General features: G+C 70.4%; 18 protein-coding genes and 2 tRNA genes. 11 read left to right on the top strand and 9 right to left on the bottom strand.

What is annotated here, in order from left to right:
- Positions 1-84: 84 nt before the first annotated feature.
- Positions 85-156, bottom strand: a tRNA-Gly gene (locus tag MXD64_RS08930).
- Between the two features lie 133 nt (positions 157-289).
- On the opposite strand from MXD64_RS08930, the gene MXD64_RS08925 reads away from it, so the two are divergent.
- Complete coding sequence (locus MXD64_RS08925) at positions 290-496, top strand: hypothetical protein (RefSeq protein WP_017887403.1); 207 nt, start codon at positions 290-292, stop codon at positions 494-496.
- 20 nt (positions 497-516) lie between these two features.
- On the opposite strand, the gene MXD64_RS08920 is transcribed toward MXD64_RS08925, so the two are convergent.
- A complete protein-coding gene (locus MXD64_RS08920) occupies positions 517-1,899 on the bottom strand; it encodes a hypothetical protein (RefSeq protein ID WP_259575301.1) in 1,383 nt (460 codons plus the stop codon).
- Positions 1,900-1,994: 95 nt separating this feature from the next.
- Between MXD64_RS08920 and MXD64_RS08915 the strand changes: the two genes are divergently transcribed.
- From MXD64_RS08915 to MXD64_RS08885, 7 genes are all read left to right on the top strand, one after another.
- Entirely contained in the window at positions 1,995-2,180 is a 186-nt protein-coding gene (locus MXD64_RS08915; RefSeq protein WP_139179664.1) for a hypothetical protein, read from the top strand.
- 563 nt (positions 2,181-2,743) lie between these two features.
- Positions 2,744-3,196 (top strand): hypothetical protein, encoded by a 453-nt coding sequence (locus MXD64_RS08910; protein ID WP_156463747.1) that lies wholly within the window; start codon positions 2,744-2,746, stop codon positions 3,194-3,196.
- Entirely contained in the window at positions 3,193-4,368 is a 1,176-nt protein-coding gene (locus tag MXD64_RS08905; RefSeq protein ID WP_259495791.1) for a zinc-dependent alcohol dehydrogenase, read from the top strand. Before MXD64_RS08910 ends, MXD64_RS08905 begins: the two co-directional genes overlap by 4 nt.
- Positions 4,369-4,419: 51 nt before the next feature.
- Entirely contained in the window at positions 4,420-4,647 is a 228-nt protein-coding gene (locus MXD64_RS08900; RefSeq protein ID WP_263136322.1) for a hypothetical protein, read from the top strand.
- 13 nt (positions 4,648-4,660) lie between these two features.
- Positions 4,661-5,059: a DUF1345 domain-containing protein gene (locus MXD64_RS08895; RefSeq protein WP_263136321.1), complete on the top strand. Its 399-nt coding sequence runs from the start codon at positions 4,661-4,663 to the stop codon at positions 5,057-5,059.
- 35 nt (positions 5,060-5,094) lie between these two features.
- Positions 5,095-5,397 (top strand): DUF4190 domain-containing protein, encoded by a 303-nt coding sequence (locus tag MXD64_RS08890; protein WP_017887409.1) that lies wholly within the window; start codon positions 5,095-5,097, stop codon positions 5,395-5,397.
- Positions 5,398-5,413: 16 nt separating this feature from the next.
- Positions 5,414-5,911 (top strand): GNAT family N-acetyltransferase, encoded by a 498-nt coding sequence (locus tag MXD64_RS08885; protein ID WP_263136320.1) that lies wholly within the window; start codon positions 5,414-5,416, stop codon positions 5,909-5,911.
- 3 nt (positions 5,912-5,914) lie between these two features.
- Here the strand turns inward: MXD64_RS08885 and MXD64_RS08880 are convergent, their stop codons facing one another.
- The 3 genes from MXD64_RS08880 to MXD64_RS08870 form a co-directional block, all read right to left on the bottom strand.
- Positions 5,915-6,967 (bottom strand): BLUF domain-containing protein, encoded by a 1,053-nt coding sequence (locus tag MXD64_RS08880; protein WP_263136319.1) that lies wholly within the window; start codon positions 6,965-6,967, stop codon positions 5,915-5,917.
- A 264-nt stretch (positions 6,968-7,231) separates the two neighbouring features.
- Positions 7,232-7,726 (bottom strand): hypothetical protein, encoded by a 495-nt coding sequence (locus tag MXD64_RS08875; RefSeq protein WP_262117548.1) that lies wholly within the window; start codon positions 7,724-7,726, stop codon positions 7,232-7,234.
- 39 nt (positions 7,727-7,765) lie between these two features.
- A complete protein-coding gene (locus MXD64_RS08870; protein WP_056068584.1) occupies positions 7,766-8,029 on the bottom strand; it encodes a hypothetical protein in 264 nt (87 codons plus the stop codon).
- Between the two features lie 404 nt (positions 8,030-8,433).
- On the opposite strand from MXD64_RS08870, the gene MXD64_RS08865 reads away from it, so the two are divergent.
- Positions 8,434-8,829: a hypothetical protein gene (locus tag MXD64_RS08865; protein WP_042537128.1), complete on the top strand. Its 396-nt coding sequence runs from the start codon at positions 8,434-8,436 to the stop codon at positions 8,827-8,829.
- A 23-nt stretch (positions 8,830-8,852) separates the two neighbouring features.
- Here MXD64_RS08865 and MXD64_RS08860 read toward each other — a convergent pair whose 3' ends face one another.
- The gene (locus tag MXD64_RS08860; protein ID WP_259495803.1) at positions 8,853-10,052 is read right to left on the bottom strand and encodes an MFS transporter; all 1,200 of its coding nucleotides are present in this window, start codon (positions 10,050-10,052) and stop codon (positions 8,853-8,855) included.
- A 226-nt stretch (positions 10,053-10,278) separates the two neighbouring features.
- Here MXD64_RS08860 and MXD64_RS08855 point away from each other — a divergent pair, with 226 nt between their 5' ends.
- Together MXD64_RS08855 and MXD64_RS08850 are read left to right on the top strand one after the other, a co-directional pair.
- Positions 10,279-10,740 (top strand): hypothetical protein, encoded by a 462-nt coding sequence (locus tag MXD64_RS08855; protein WP_152427273.1) that lies wholly within the window; start codon positions 10,279-10,281, stop codon positions 10,738-10,740.
- A gap of 129 nt (positions 10,741-10,869) precedes the next feature.
- On the top strand, positions 10,870-11,859 hold the full coding sequence (locus MXD64_RS08850; RefSeq protein WP_263137433.1) for a hypothetical protein: 990 nt from the start codon (positions 10,870-10,872) through the stop codon (positions 11,857-11,859).
- Here the strand turns inward: MXD64_RS08850 and MXD64_RS08845 are convergent.
- The 3 genes from MXD64_RS08845 to MXD64_RS08835 form a co-directional block, all read right to left on the bottom strand.
- Positions 11,856-12,830: a DUF6891 domain-containing protein gene (locus MXD64_RS08845; RefSeq protein ID WP_259495808.1), complete on the bottom strand. Its 975-nt coding sequence runs from the start codon at positions 12,828-12,830 to the stop codon at positions 11,856-11,858. The two genes, MXD64_RS08850 and MXD64_RS08845, sit on opposite strands and share 4 nt — an antisense overlap.
- A gap of 146 nt (positions 12,831-12,976) precedes the next feature.
- Complete coding sequence (locus MXD64_RS08840) at positions 12,977-14,122, bottom strand: YwqG family protein (RefSeq protein ID WP_263137432.1); 1,146 nt, start codon at positions 14,120-14,122, stop codon at positions 12,977-12,979.
- A gap of 407 nt (positions 14,123-14,529) precedes the next feature.
- Positions 14,530-14,604 (bottom strand) — tRNA-Val (locus MXD64_RS08835).
- Position 14,605 lies beyond the last annotated feature (1 nt).

Raw genomic sequence — 14,605 nt, 5'->3', positions numbered from 1 at the left:
CACGCCTTCGGTGCTGCGACGCCCCGCAACGACAGAACCCCCGCCGCTCTTCCGAGCGACGGGGGTTCCGGTCTTCCTGTTCTGAGCGGATGACGAGATTCGAACTCGCGACCCTCACCTTGGCAAGGTGATGCGCTACCACTGCGCCACATCCGCATTCCACACGCCGTGCTGGCCGTGCGGAGATGACTCTACCCGATGACGGGCGGCATCACCGGTTCCACCCTGGTTCCCGGCGTGTCCGGCGCGGCGCGGGCGGTCCGTCAGGTCGACGGAGTTCGATCAGACCATGAGCTACGTGCACGACAACCCGGGCGGGACCGAGGCCCACGGCGTCGACCTGGTCGACGGCGACGCCCCCGCCATCCGGATCCTGGTGCACGGCGACCTGCCGACCACGATCGAGCACGAGGGCCGCACCTGGCTCGCCACGGGCGACGCCCACGACGCCGGCACCGACGACACCCCGCCGATCGCGATCTACCGCCCGGTCTGAACCGACCCAGGGCGGCCCGGTCAGTGACCGCGGACGTCGCCCGTCAGGATCGCGTGCTCGACACCCGCTGACAGCTCGTCGTGCAGGGCGTCCGCGAAGAACTCGCCGGCACCCAGGCTGATGAGGTGCGCGACCGCGGCCTCCGCCGCCGGGAACCCGGGCTCCCACTCGTCGTGCAGGAACGCGCGGACGTGTCCGGACTCGTGCACGACGACCACGCCGATGTGCTCGTGCCGGGTGCCGTCCTCGAGCACGGCGTCGAAGACGATGGGTTCGGTGTCCTCGCCGAGTTCCTCGAGCAGGACGGTGCCGGTGCCCGGCCACTCCGTCCGGTACGGCGGTAGGTCGGGGGCGTGCAGGTGCCCGGCGAGCTCGTCCGACGCCGACTCGATGTGCCCGGTGGACAGGTACTCGTCGACGACGTCGTGGATGCGGGCGTGCAGGTCCGGCTCGTACTGCCACCAGCGCTGGTGCACGGTGCGGAGCCACTCCTGGGTCGCGGCGTCGGCCGAGGCCGAGATCCCCACGAGCTGCGGTGCGGTGCCGGGCGAACCGACGACCTCGAGCTGTTCGTCGTGCGTCTCGACCGTGATCGACCCCGTGGTCTCGTCGGGGTGCACGCCGTGGACGTCCTCGGGCGCGGCGGCCCAGATGCTGGCGGGGAGCTTCGGTGGCAGGTCGAAGGGCACCGCGATCGCCGGCTGCGTCATCGCGTGGTCGATGGCGTCGCCGAGGTGCACCTCGTCCGACCGTGCACCCATCACGATGCCCCCGGTCGGTGGCACCAGCGACAGGCGTTCCAGGTCGTCCGGCGCCGCGTTCATCGACGTGAACACCACGGTGTCCGCCCACTGGACGAACGCACCGGCCGACCGGTCGTCCTCGCCGAACGGCACGTCCCACGCCGTCGGGTCGGCGAGCACCCACGATGCGGTGCGGCCGGCCGGTCCGTGGCGGACGGCGTCGACGATCGCCGGCACCAGTCCGGGCAGCTGCCGGTACGCCGGGCGGACCGTGAGCCGGTCGACGGCGAGCAGGTCGGGCTTGCCGAGCATCTCGGCTGCGTGGGTCTGCAGCGAGAAGAACGTCTCCCCCGTCGCGTCCTGCGCAGCGACGGCAGAGGCGAACGCCCCGGCGACGTCGGAGACCTGGTAGCCGAGCACCAGCGCCTCGAGCGACTCCGGCGCCCGGCTCGTGAACGCGGTGACCTCGGCGACGGAGACCGCCTCGGTCTCGTCGTCGTCGGTGATCGGGACGCGGACGTCGATCACCCACCGGTCGACGTCCTGCCCGGGGTAGGCGTCACCGTCCTCGTCCGAGATCGTGATGTGCACCAGGCGCAGGGAACCGTCCCAGGCGTCGTGGACGTGCTGGGCGATGGCGGCATCGGGGTCGTCGTTCACGGATGCAACGGTACCGGTGCGATCGGCAGCGCCACGCGGACGGCGACCAGCGCATCAACCCGCAGCCTCGCCGTCGGGGGTGGCGAGGGGGTGCGATGCGCACCACGTTGCCGACGGCCGCAGTGCTCGCTGCGGCGACGCTGCTCACGGCGACGGGCTGTTCTTCGTCGTTCTTCGAGCCGATGGCCGACCCGGTCGGGACCTGGACCCTGACGCCGGACGGGGGCAGCACCATCGTCCTGCGGCGGCAGGAGCCTCGGCTTCCGGGTCGGGGATCGTGAACGCCCCGACCCGACGTACGAGTACCGGCACGACTGAAGCGTCCGAGGACCCTGAGCGAGCGCGGGCAGCGTCGGGCACTGACGGTGCGGCTCTGCGACGCGACCCCGGGACGGACGGGAGGCCCGGTGCCGGCTGGAACCGGGCCTCCCGTCCGTCTCGCTGCCGTCACCTGCCACAGCACTCCGATCGGTCGGTCGTCAGCCCGGAGCGCTCGGCGCGCTCGGCGCGTTCGGCGCGCTTCGCGACGAACACCGCGACCTCGTCGGTCACCGCGACGGGCGCGTCGATAACCGGGAGCCGCGGCCGTCACCGGCGACCGACATCCCCGCCGTTGAACGGTCAGCGCATCACGGACAATCCCGGGACGGCGCCAGGGAGGCCACGCTCATCGTGGATCGACAGGAGCGACTCCGCGACCCGACCGGCACGATCGCGCGGTCGTCGCTCCCGTCCCGTGATCCGCACCGATGCGACTCAAGGAGGCCGCGATGGAACACACGAACCCCCGGCGGTGGGGCGCGAACGCGCCCGCTGCTGACCGACTCTTCGCTGGGACACCACGATGAGGGCCCGGAACCTCGCCGCCGCTGCGATGGTGACGGCTGCTGTCGGCATCGTGGTCTCGCGCCGCCGACGCGGCGCACCCGGGCCCGCACGGAAGGTGCTGGCCGAACCGCGTTCCGGCTGGCACGCGGTCACGGTGAACCGCGGTCGGGACGCGGTGCTGCCAGGCGGACGAGTCCCCGCGCCGCTCACGGCGTTCGGGCAGGACGTCGAGGTGGAGGCCCGTCCCGCGCCCGGCGATCGCGGCACCGAGCTCCGTGCCCGGTTCCGAGGCGGCGCCCCGGATGCACGAGGCCGGTTGCGGGCCGCGCTGCGCGAGGCGAAGCAACTCATCGAGGTCGGCGAGGTGCTCCGGGTGGATCCGGTCCCCCACGGCCGACGGAAGGCCACACCCACCGGCGCGTTGGTGGACGTGGCGACGAGACGGAGCAACGAGGAGGGTGTGCTGTGAAGGCGCTCTGTTGGACCGGGGTCAACGAGACCGCGGTGGAGACGGTGGAGGACCCGAAGATCCTCAACGATCACGACGTGATCCTGAAGGTGCGTCTGAGCACCACCTGCGGGTCGGACCTGCACCTGCTCGGCGGGTACATCCCGACCATGCGATCCGGTGACGTCCTGGGGCACGAGTTCATGGGCGAGGTCGTCGAGACGGGATCGGCCGTCACGAAGCACAAGGTGGGCGACCGGGTCGTCGTCTGCTCGTTCATCGCCTGCGGGCAGTGCTGGTACTGCACCCACGGGCAGTTCTCACTCTGCGACGACGGCAACCCGAACCCGGGCTTGACCGAGGCGATGTGGGGATCGTCGATCGGCGGATGCTTCGCCTACAGCCACGCGCTCGGCGGGTTCGCGGGCAGCCACGCCGAGTACGTCCGCGTGCCCTACGCCGATCAGGGGGCGTTCACGGTCCCCGACGGCGTGTCCGACACGGCCGCCCTGTTCGCCTCCGATGCCGCACCCACCGGGTGGACCGGAGCCGACCTGGCCGGGATCACCCCGGGTGACACCGTCGCAGTGTGGGGCGCCGGAGGTGTGGGCCAGATGGCCGCTCGTGCGGCGATGCTCCTCGGCGTCGAGCAGGTGATCGTGATCGACCGCCTGCCCGAACGGCTGCGACAGGTGCGCGAGCACATCGGTGCCGAGATGCTCGACTACACGAGCGACGCCGTGCTCCCGGAACTCAAGGAACGCACCGGCGGTCGGGGTCCCGACGTCTGCATCGAGGCCGTCGGCATGGAAGCGCACGGTACCGGACCGCTGTACCTGTACGACCAGGCCAAGCAGCAGCTTCGGTTGCAGACCGACCGGCCGACCGCCCTGCGCGAGGCGATCTACGCCTGCCGGAAGGGCGGCAGCCTGTTCTCGCTCGGGGTCTTCGGTGGGCTCGTCGACAAGTTCCCGTTCGGCGCGATCATGAACAAGGGCATGACGGTCCGCGGCGCCCAGCAGCACGGGCACCGCTACATCCCGATGATCCTCGACCGCATCGCCGCGGGAGAGCTCAGCACCGAGCACCTCGCCACGCACGTGATGCCACTGTCGCAAGGGCCGCGCGGGTACGAGATGTTCAAGAACAAGGACGACGGTTGCGTCCGCGCCGTCTTCACCCCCGGCATGTGATGACCGACCACGCAACGGAGCGGAGGAAGGAACGATCATGAGGGCACGACGATGAACGATCGGATTCTCTCCACGCGCCGGGCGCTCGTCACCGTGGGGATCGGGGTCCTGGTCGGGGTCGCGTTGACCCTCACCGGGACTCCGTCCCTCGGGCCGCTCGCGGCCTGGTGCACGGCCGGCCTGATCGCGCTGGTCCAGGTCTGGCACAAGTGCTGGCGCCAGGACGCCGACGGCACCGAGCGTCTCGCACGCGAGGAGTTCCGAGACACGGGTCAGTGACAACGCGATCATCGTGGCCTGTTTCGCGAGTCTCGCCGCCGTTGTGCTGGCGCTGAGCGAAGCCAGCCAGGCGCGAGATCCGGCTTCGGTCGCGGCGGTCATCCTGGGTGTGCTCGGCACGATGGTCGCGTGGGCGTTGGTCAACACGGTCTACGCCCTGAAGTACGCCCGGACCTTCTTCCTCGACCACCGGGGCGGCGGGTTCGACGTCAAGCAGGACGGGCGACCGACCTACAGCGACTTCGCCTACTTCGCCTTCACGATCGGCATGTCGTACGCGGCACCAGAGGTCGAGCCGGACGACAGTGAGACCCGGCGGAAGGCGTTGCCGCACGCGCTGCTGTCGTACTTCTTCGGAACGGTGCTCATCGCGGTGGCCATCAACCTGGTGACGAACCTCGGTCAGGGGTGAGCGGAGGGATCCTCGTCGACCCTAGGCTGACCGACGTGACCGACCTCGCTCCTGACCAGACCGCGCCGAACGCCGCAGGGTTCCCCGCATCGGCAGCCGTGCCGCTACCGCCCCTCAGCCTGCTCGCGGTGGTGGCGATCGCCCTCGCGTTCGTCGCGCCGATCGGCGGTCTCGTCGTCGGGTTCATCGCGCGCCGCGACGTGCGGCTGACCGGTGAGCGGGGTGACGGCATCGCGTTCGCGGCGATCCTGATCGGGGCGACGCTGACGTTGTTCGGGATCATCGTGCCGCTGTTCCTCGGCGGCGCGGGGATCCTCGACCTGGACCTGCGGCTCTGATCGCTAGCCTTCCGGCATGGGGAACCACGACGGCGCGATGCCCATCCGATCGGCGACGGTCCACGATGCCGGGGCGATCGCCCACGTGCACGCGGCCTCGTGGCGTGAGACCTACGGCCGGTTCGTCGACGATCCGGACACGAACCCGTGGTTCGACGTGGATCGGCGGGTCGACATGTGGCGGTCGATGCTCGCCGACCCCTCGACGTGCCGGGGCGTGCGTGTTGCGCTGGACGACACCGGCGTCATCGGCTTCGCTGCCGTGCAGCCGACGCCCGGACCCGAGGCCGCCCGACCCGAGGAACTGACGATGCTGTACGTCCTCGCCCGCGCGCACGGAGCCGGCACCGGCCAGGCGCTGCTCGACGACGTGCTCGCCGATCGTCCGGCGTCGCTGTGGGTGGCCGCGGACAATCCTCGGGCACACGCCTTCTACCAGCGGAACGGCTTCACGCCCGACGGCGCGGAGTCGGCGTTCGGACCGATCCCGCTGACGGTCCGGCTGGTGCGCTGAGGCTCAGTCCGCCACGGGAGCCGACAGGTCCCAGACGGTGTCGGCCTCGTACTGCTCGGACCAACCGCGCCGCATCCGGGCGGCGGCGCGGTCGAAGGCGTCGACGACGTCGGTGTCCGGCGTCAGGAGCGCCTGCAGGCGGAGCCCGTCGAACAGTGCGACGAGCTGCTGCGCGCCGCGGATCGGGTCCATGGTCGCGGGCTCACGGCCGGCGTGGACGTCTCGCTGCAGCGCGGTCCGGACCGTCTCGCGGAACTGCAGGTAGGCCGACCGGTAGTAGTCGGCACCGTCGGTGGACGGGTCGGTGGAGACGGCCAGCGTGGCGGCGATCAAGCGCATGAGGGCCGGATCCTCGGCGTGGGCCGCGAGCAGCGCGTGCAGGAACGCCACCGTCCCCTTCTCGCCGGCGAGCGGGAGCAGCGGGGCCGACACTGCCCGGGTCCACCGCATCACGGCGGCAGCGAGCAGCGCGGGCTCGGACGGGAACAGCTCGAGGATCTCCGCCTGCCCCATCCCCGACCGGGACGCGACGTCCTCGAGCGAGAAGCGTGAGAGTCCACCGTCGTGCAGGACGGCGATGGCGCCGTTGATCGCCCGGGTGCGCGGGACTTCCTCGTCCGCGGCGTTCTGGTTCGTCAGCGGTGCGAGCGGGTGCTTCCGGAACCAGTCCAGCAGCGCACGTGCGCGGGACGCCCCGAACGCCGGGTCGGTCGGACGACCGGCGGTGAACAGGTCGCTGAACCCGGGAACGTCCTGCATCAGCGGGTCGAGCGACTGGAACGCCATCGACCAGTCCGGGAACGAGCGCCGGGCGATCGGCTCGTCGAGCAGCACCCGGACGTTCGTGTGCCGCGGGTCGGCCTGGACCTGGTCGAAGCGCTGCCGGACGACGTCGTCCTCGCCCTCGATGATCCCGATGCAGTTGTCGTCGCGGTGCGCGAGCATGCCCGTGACACCGAGTCGTGTGTTCTTCTCGCGGCCGACCGCCAGGATCTGGGCGAGTTCGGAATTCGTGATCGGACGGGTCTGGGTGCTGGTGTAGACGAGCGATCGCATGGTGCTGCTTCCTGGTCGGACGGTCCCCCGGTGTGTGGGAGGCGCCGCCGTGTCGAACCCGAATCGACTCGACGGCACCTCGTGGTCACCGTAACCAGCGGCGACCACCTTCACTGCGACGCAAGACGGTCCGTGGCTGTCCGGCACCCGGAGGATGCCGACCTCTGAATGGAACCATCCGACGGTCCTCGGCGGTACCCCCACTACGGGGAACGCTCGTTCTCCGGCGGTCGCTCGTGGCGCACTTGGCGCACGTGGCGCACGTCAGGTTGCGCGGTCGCCTGTTCCAGGCGTCTCGACGATGCGGTCACCCGTCGTCGGGTCCCATCCGACCGTGCGGGGTTCGGCTGCTCGAGGACGCCGTGCAGCCCGCGGGAAGAACGGTCGTGCGCTCGGCAGGTAGCTGAGCACCGCCGCGACGACGATGCAGACGGCGTCGACGAGGCTCCGGTCCATGCCGTCGGTGGCGATGGTGATCACCGCGCTGCAGGCGGTCAGCCCGGCGATGATCGCGAGCCAGAGTCGCGCGTTCCCGGAGCCTCGTCCCATCAGCGTCGCAAGCCACAGGAACAGTGCCGACCAGGCGAGGACGAAGAGGAGCCCGAGCGACGCCCCGATGATCGCGCCGCCGGCTTCGCGCATGGACACGACGATGCCGGGCGCCGCGGCCGCGAGGCTGATGACGACGGAAACCCACCAGAGCGCCACGGCGACCGTGACGACCCGCGGTCGCGTGCGCTGTTCGGTGCGCTGTTCCATCAGGTGCTCCCCCGTCGTGCCGGATCCGGCACGACGATCCTACGGTGACGGCTGACGCACTCCGGCCATGCGCGATCGGCGGAGGATGACCAGTCCCACGGTCAGTCCGGCTGCGAGTAAGGCGAAGGTCAGGAACGACGCGAACCCGATCGTCACCAGCCGGTCGTGCGGCGCACCGACACCCAGGAGCAGCCGAAGCGTGAGCAACGGCACCACGACGGCGGCCGTCCACGAGGCGATCACCAACACCGAGAGCAAGATGACCGCGCCCCGGTGCGGAGCCGTCCCGGGGGCGTTGGTCATGCGACCATCCAACCAGTGGCCTGGTGCGAGCCCCTAGGGGCGGTAGTCCTCCCGACGTGGTGGGACCTGCGCCGCGTGTGAGTCGGTGAACGGCTTTGCGCCCCGCATCCCACCCAGCGTCTTGGCGACCGTCGTCAGCAACCAGCCCAGCCCCCGTGCCGCGGCGCTCAAGATCCTCATGGTGCCCCCTCGTCGGACCGACCTGCGGTGTCGGACTCTTCCCGTCACACCGTACGCGGAAGGCCGTGCCCCCGCCAGGGACGGCAGACTCTCGGGCCCGTCGTCGATCGTCGTCGCGCATAGGCTGGACGCCCGACCGGGGAGGAGCCGCGATGCCGGTGGTCCGCGAGCGAGTGCCGTTGTGGCGCACGCCCTGGTGGCACCCTCGCCGCTGGGAAGCGCGCATGTGGGTGCTGCTCGTCGCTGCTGCTGCTGGCGGCGTCCTCCGCGAAGTGGCGCATCCGTTCTACGACGACGGGGTCGAGGCGATCGTGAACTGGCTCGGCCTCTGCATCCCGGGATGTGTGATCGCGTACGTCGTGGTCGGTCGGTGGAAGAAGGGTCTCACCACGCTGTGGAAGCCGTCCTGGCGCGAGCTCCGACGGATCCTGGTCGCGGCACCGCTCGGGGTGCTGGCCCTGCGGCTGCTCATCGAGGACGACGACGCGTGGTTGTGGCTGCTCGCCGGGGTGTCCGCCGCGCTGCTCGCGCTCGCAGTGGCTCGCTGGGGCGCTGCCCACCGCGATCGTCGACGTCGGACGAATGCGTACGGGACGGTGTCCGCTGACCCCTACGCGTAGCTCCCGATGGGGTTCGTCGATCCCTACGCGTCCTGTGCCGAGTCGGTCTTCGACGGCAACCGCGATGCCACGAGCGTCCCGACCAGCGCCACCACCGCGAAGGCCGCGAACCCGAACGGCAGCCCGATCGCGCTGCCGACACCACCGACGACGAGCGGTCCGACGGCGTCCCCGGTCTCGCGCCCGAGCTCCGCGGAGCCCATGGTGCGACCGAACCGATCCGGCGGAGTCGTCCCGGCGAGGTGCGCGAACGCAACGGGCGTCAGCGTGGCGACACCGGCCCCGGCGAGCAGGGCCGCGATGAAGACGGCCACCACCGAGGGTGCCACGGCGACCACCAGGAAGGCCGCGGCAACCGCGGCCGTCCCGGCCACACCCGCGACCCCGGTACCGAGGCCCCCGGCGTCGTGCAGTCGACCGGCGACGGGCTGCACGAGCGACGACGTCACGGCGAGGACGGCGACCGCGAGGACGGCGACCGCGAGCGTCGAAACCAGGAGCGGGATGCCGACATCGGTGCCGAGCGCCGGGAGCATCCCGGTCAGCGCGCCGATCGCAGCGCTGCCGACGGCCAGCACGACGACCGGGATCAGGAACTGGCGGTCCGTGGCCGCTCGGACCATCACGGCGAGCGTGGCCCGCTGCCGGGGCAGGGGCACGATCGGCTCGACGGCGACGAACACCGCCACCGCGGTCACCAGGGCCATCACGACGAGGATCCCGAAGAGCCACTGCGTGCTGCCGAACTGCACCACGAGTGCACCGATGACCGGTCCCCCGGCGTAGCCGAGACCCTTCCACGAGCCGTACCGACCGAAGTACGTCCCCCGACGGTTCGCCGGCACGAGACGGGCGACCGCGGCGGACGATGCCGGCGAGAACGCGGAGGCGCCGGCACCCTGCAGCAGACGCGCGAGGCGGAGCCAGAACGGTCCGGTCCCGAAGACGCCGATGAGTGAGGCCGCTGCGAACACGACGAGTCCGCCAACGATCACCGGTCGCGGCCCGATGCGGTCGGACAGTGCGCCGAAGACCGGCTTGAGGACGAGTTCGGCGACGTCGTAGAGCGCCAGGAAGAGCCCGAGCCACGCGAGCGTCAGGCCGAGTTCGAGGTGCTCGCCGCCGACCGCTGCGGCGATGCTGTTCGCCCCGAAGGCGGTCACGAACCCTGCGGCGTACAGCGGCGCGAGCCGAGGGGCAGTGGTCGTCGACGGGGCGGTCACGTGCTCACCTTGGCCGACCACGGGCCGGACCGCCAACGCTCACGATCATTCCTCGTGACTGCGTGACGCTCTGCCTCGTCCACGATCGGCCATCCCTTTGCCGGTGTGTCTGCGGTGTCCACGGGGTGGCGCAGCCTCGGATCAAGCGTGTCGAAACCCTCACTGTTCGGCCTCGATCGACATGACGTTGACGAATCGTCAGCGACCGCGACGCATGATGGGTGGCATGAAACAGTGGACTTCCGCAGAGACCACCGAGCTCATCGTCAAGAGCTGGTTGTGGATGACGCTCCTCACCGCGCCGGTCGCCACCGTCATCGCCGTCGCGTGGTGGAACCCCATCGCCCTCTCCCTCTTCGTGCCGGCCTCGCTCATCTTCACCGGCATCGGAGCAGCCATCGGCGGCATCGCCTCCATCCCCTTCTCCCACGGACTCGGCCGAGCCCTGATGCGAGTCCGGAGCCGCCTCGTCCATGCCATCGCACACTCCCTGCTCGCCGGCGCGCTCGCGGCAGCCTGCCTCGCGCTCTTCCTCGTCATGAACGATGGGGACGACCTCTCGACGTGGCCGCTCATCGCGTCCGTAGCCGCCGGCATCGCCGCGGCGATCGCACGGTGGCGGCTCGACCGCACCAGGACGACGGCAGAGCCGACAGCAGCGGACGTCGTCGACGACGCCGGGGCCTAGCCGGACCACGACCAGCGCCCGTCGGGACTGTCAACGGGAAAGAGGGGTGTCGGCGCCGGTGCCGGGGGATGTACTCGAGTTCGTCTGAGGTGGCGACGGCCACGTCCGACCGGTCGATAGGGTCGGTTCGTGGGGAACTCCGTGACGCTGAACGTGCTGGCCGCTTCGTCGCCGATGGTGGGCGCCGATCCGGCTGTCCGCGCCGGCGAGGTCGACCTGGATGCGGTCGCCGGTGAGTGGGAAGTGCAGTGGCTCCTGCCGTTCCTGTGGATGGGGCTCGTTCCCGAACCCTGGTTTGCAGCGCACGCTGGCCGGCTCCTCGCAGCGCTTGCAGCTGGTGAAGACGAGAGCCCGGGCCTCACCGATGTCGTCGTGCCCTGGCCCACCGCTGCTGAGGCGTTCCGAACGCGGCTGCCAGCGGTGGTCGCCGTGTGGCCGGAGTTCGCTGAGCCCGCGAACCGGTTCCTCTCGGATGTCACCTCGGTGGCGGAGCGGACGACGAACCCCGTCATCCGACTGCGGCTCGACGAGCTGGTCACGGCGTCGTGGGGCGATGAAACGGAACTCAGCCGGTACGTCGCCGACGTCCTCGCTGACGTGGACCAATGGGACGACCCTCGACGGACCGCTGAGGGTCGGGTGTCCGACTTCCACCGGGCAGCGACAGCAGACGAGCCAGGCCGGTCGTTCCTGCTCGGTGGTGAATGGATGTACGGCGGGTCTTCGTTGCCGCGTGACGAACCGGCGCCGTTGCCGGCTCCGAGCCGGGCGGCACCATCGGCTCCGCAGGAGGCGCGCGTCGACCGTCAGGCGGAGACGCCTCGGGTGCCGAGACCTTCGTGGATCAACGAGCGGCAGTGGGCCGGCCGCTACGGAATCCATGGTGAGGACCTCTGGCAGGTCGCGGCCTCGGCCGCAGCTCGGAAGGCCCGAGCGCAGGCGAACGTGTGGCCGTGGCACTGGATGGTGGCGATCGCGGTGACGTTCGCAGTCGTGACGTGGCTCATCGTCGGCATGTTCTCCGACAGCATGCTGTGGGCAACCGTTGCTGGAGCAGTCGTCCTCGTCAGCGTTGCTGCGATGTGGGGGCGTGCTGCTGGTCGAGCTCGCCGAAGCTAGCGCAGCGGACGTCGCTGGGTCGACCGGGCGGTGCTGATGAACCGGTCGAGTGCGTCGCCGACGTCGTCGTGCCAGGAGCCGTCGGACCAGGCGCCGGCTTTCTCGTCGGTTGCCCAGACGTGCCAGCGGTCACCCTCTTCGTCAAGCGCTGTCGCGTCGGCGGTTCCCCGCTCGCCGGGCCAGAGGACCCGCAGGCGTTCGTCGGCGACCACCGCGCGGGCTTCGTCCAGGTCGGTGAACGGCAGCGGTTTCCGCCAATGGTCGATGACGACGCCGATGCGCTTGCTGGGGGTGCCGTCCCAGTCGATGTCGATTCCTCGGTCGGTGAGGACGCTGGCGACCCGTTCCCCTGCGGTGAGCTGGGAGCGTTCGTTGACGGCTGCTTCACCGCGGGTGGAGAGCATCGACTTCGCGACCAGGTCGGGGTCGATGTCAGGCGCTGGGCGGAACGACCCGTACGCGAGGCGCAGAACGCACCGTTCCAGGGCGAGCCCGTCCGTGTCCTGCTCATGGAAGAACACGTACGCCCACTCTCGCTGTCCGTCGGGCGCTGTCTGGTCCGGTGTTCGCCGGTCACGCGCTTCCAGGAACCCGTCGCTCTGGTCGACGCCGAGGTTCATCCCGGTGACGAAGCCGTCACGGGCGAGCTCCGCGAAGGCGAACTGGAGACGGTCGTACTGGCTGCTGCGCCAGTCCCAGGTTGCCTCCTCCTGCCGGCGTGCATCCCAGATGAGCCGGGTGCGCGCGAGGACGGTGCGGCGGAGCTCGTCGACGTCCGGTACGTCGTCCTCGTACCATTCGACGACTGTCTCGACGACGTCGTCGAAGCGGCGGAACCCGGGCAGCATCTGCTCGGTGACCGTTTCGTCGATCATCTGCTCGTCGGGTTCGACCTCGTCGAGGATGTCGGAGTCGGTCTGGTCGATGCTGTCGTCCGGCTTCCGCCGCCGCCACTTGTCGAAGATCCCCACGGACGGATCCTATGCGGCGCTGGTGTCGCGCCGCCGGGACGCGGACCGGTCCGGGAGTGTGGTGCAGCAGCTCGAGGTCCTGCACCGGCAGGCCGGTGCCGCTGGCTCGAGACGGTCGACCGGAGCGGAATCTTGCGGTTCGCGGTCTACGTCTGCGTGAGGACCTTCGCGTGACCGTGGCCGTCGGCGAAGACGTACGCGGATCCGCCGCCGAAGTTCGAGCCGAGGGGGTCCTCGTCGAGCATCGCGACGAACCGGTATCCGTCCGGAGTCTCGTCGTTCTGGATCCACGCCGGTCTCCCGCCCCACTGGCCGGCGACGGTGACACCGTCGGCGCGCGCCTCGGCCAACGCGTCGGAGTAGTCGTCCGCGGCTGCCTGGTGCACGCCGAGGAGCCACGGTTCACCGGCCATCACGGCGGTGCCGGACGGTGATGCCGGTCGTCCGGCCGGGTGCAGGTCGCGTCCACCGACGACGATGGCAGCGTTGCACCCGGCGTCCGGGTCCCAGGACGGGCAGGAGCCCGGGTCTGCCTGGCAGATGAAGACGAGGATGAGGCTGCCGTCGTGCTCGAGCTGCGCGGTGAACTGCATCGGCTCGTGGTGTTCAGCGCACGTCGGCCAGTCGAAGCCGTCGGGAACGCTGGGCTGCCCGCCGAGTCGTGAGGACACCAACTGTGCGGTGAGGTCCGACCGGTACGCGCCGAGGAGCCGAACACCGGCTCGGGTTCGACGTACTGCGACAGCGTCGTGGCTCCGGGTCGACGACGACGCGGCGCTGAGGCGGATGCTCTCCGGCGTGCCGCTGCGGATGGCGGCGACGACGAAGGACGGGTCGTCGGTGGGGAGGTCCCATCGCAGGAGGGACTGGTAGGGCTCCTTCCCTGTCCCGGTGTACGGGGCAGGGCCGTTGTCCTCCGCCAGGAGCATCCGCTCGACCTGCCAGGCGTCCAGGAGTGGGTACCCGGCGCCAGTTGCCTCGGAGACGATCCGGGTTGCGGTTCGCCGAGCGATCGCCTGCCGGCGCTGGCGGCCGCTCCGGTACAGGACGAAATGGAGCAGGTGCGCGACGATGGGGAACGGGAGTACCCACACGGCCGCGAGGAGGGACGACTCGCTCTGACTGCGGTAGTCGAACGCGTCGTAGTACACGGAGAGGGCGATGTAGGCGATGACGCCGAAGGTGTACACGAGTGTGTACACGGCGCCGAACACCCGCAGGCCCGGCGGGGTGCGCACCGCAGCAGCAGCGCTGGTGTCGATGATGACGTCCGGCGGCAGATCCGCTGTCAACGGCGGGGACCGAGCGTGTGACGCGAGACGACGGCGGAGACTGCCACGCCGACGAACAATGCGGCGGCGTCTGCACCGGTGAGGACACCCGCGGACGGACGGTGTCGGTGTGGACGGTACGTGCTCATGCTGCTCCCCCGAGAGTGCTGTCCCTCCACGCTACCGCCATGCCGGTGGTCGCCTGCCCACCCCACTCGAGCGCTCCACCCACGCAGTCGCTGGTCAGATGTCGGGGAGCAACGGGCCGACACGAGCACAACAGCTCGAGTCGGACCGATGCAGCGAAGACAGCCGACGGGGTCGCCGTCGCTGGATCCGTGCCGGGTCCGCGGACCGGCCCATCCGGCCACCCTTGGAACGACGAAAGCCCCCGACCGGACCTGGTGGTCCTGCCGGGGGCTTCGTGGTGGTGGGCGATACTGGGATCGAACCAGTGACCTCTTCCGTGTCAGGGAAGCGCGCTACCGCTGCGCCAATCGCCCA

Origin of the sequence: Curtobacterium sp. Arg-1 (assembly GCF_025643395.1) — a bacterium.
Lineage (GTDB): Bacteria > Actinomycetota > Actinomycetes > Actinomycetales > Microbacteriaceae > Curtobacterium > Curtobacterium poinsettiae.
This window is presented reverse-complemented; position numbering and strand designations above follow the sequence as displayed.

Excerpts from the sequence above, each read along its gene's own strand:
- MXD64_RS08915 (WP_139179664.1), top strand. The coding sequence starts at position 1,995 with ATGCGCACCACGTTGCCGACGGCCGCAGTGCTCGCTGCGGCGACGCTG.
- MXD64_RS08880 (WP_263136319.1), bottom strand. The coding sequence starts at position 6,967 with ATGCGATCGCTCGTCTACACCAGCACCCAGACCCGTCCGATCACGAAT.
- MXD64_RS08855 (WP_152427273.1), top strand. The coding sequence starts at position 10,279 with ATGAAACAGTGGACTTCCGCAGAGACCACCGAGCTCATCGTCAAGAGC.
- MXD64_RS08900 (WP_263136322.1), top strand. The coding sequence starts at position 4,420 with ATGAACGATCGGATTCTCTCCACGCGCCGGGCGCTCGTCACCGTGGGG.
- MXD64_RS08885 (WP_263136320.1), top strand. The coding sequence starts at position 5,414 with ATGGGGAACCACGACGGCGCGATGCCCATCCGATCGGCGACGGTCCAC.
- MXD64_RS08875 (WP_262117548.1), bottom strand. The coding sequence starts at position 7,726 with ATGGAACAGCGCACCGAACAGCGCACGCGACCGCGGGTCGTCACGGTC.
- MXD64_RS08870 (WP_056068584.1), bottom strand. The coding sequence starts at position 8,029 with ATGACCAACGCCCCCGGGACGGCTCCGCACCGGGGCGCGGTCATCTTG.
- MXD64_RS08865 (WP_042537128.1), top strand. The coding sequence starts at position 8,434 with ATGTGGGTGCTGCTCGTCGCTGCTGCTGCTGGCGGCGTCCTCCGCGAA.
- MXD64_RS08925 (WP_017887403.1), top strand. The coding sequence starts at position 290 with ATGAGCTACGTGCACGACAACCCGGGCGGGACCGAGGCCCACGGCGTC.
- MXD64_RS08910 (WP_156463747.1), top strand. The coding sequence starts at position 2,744 with ATGAGGGCCCGGAACCTCGCCGCCGCTGCGATGGTGACGGCTGCTGTC.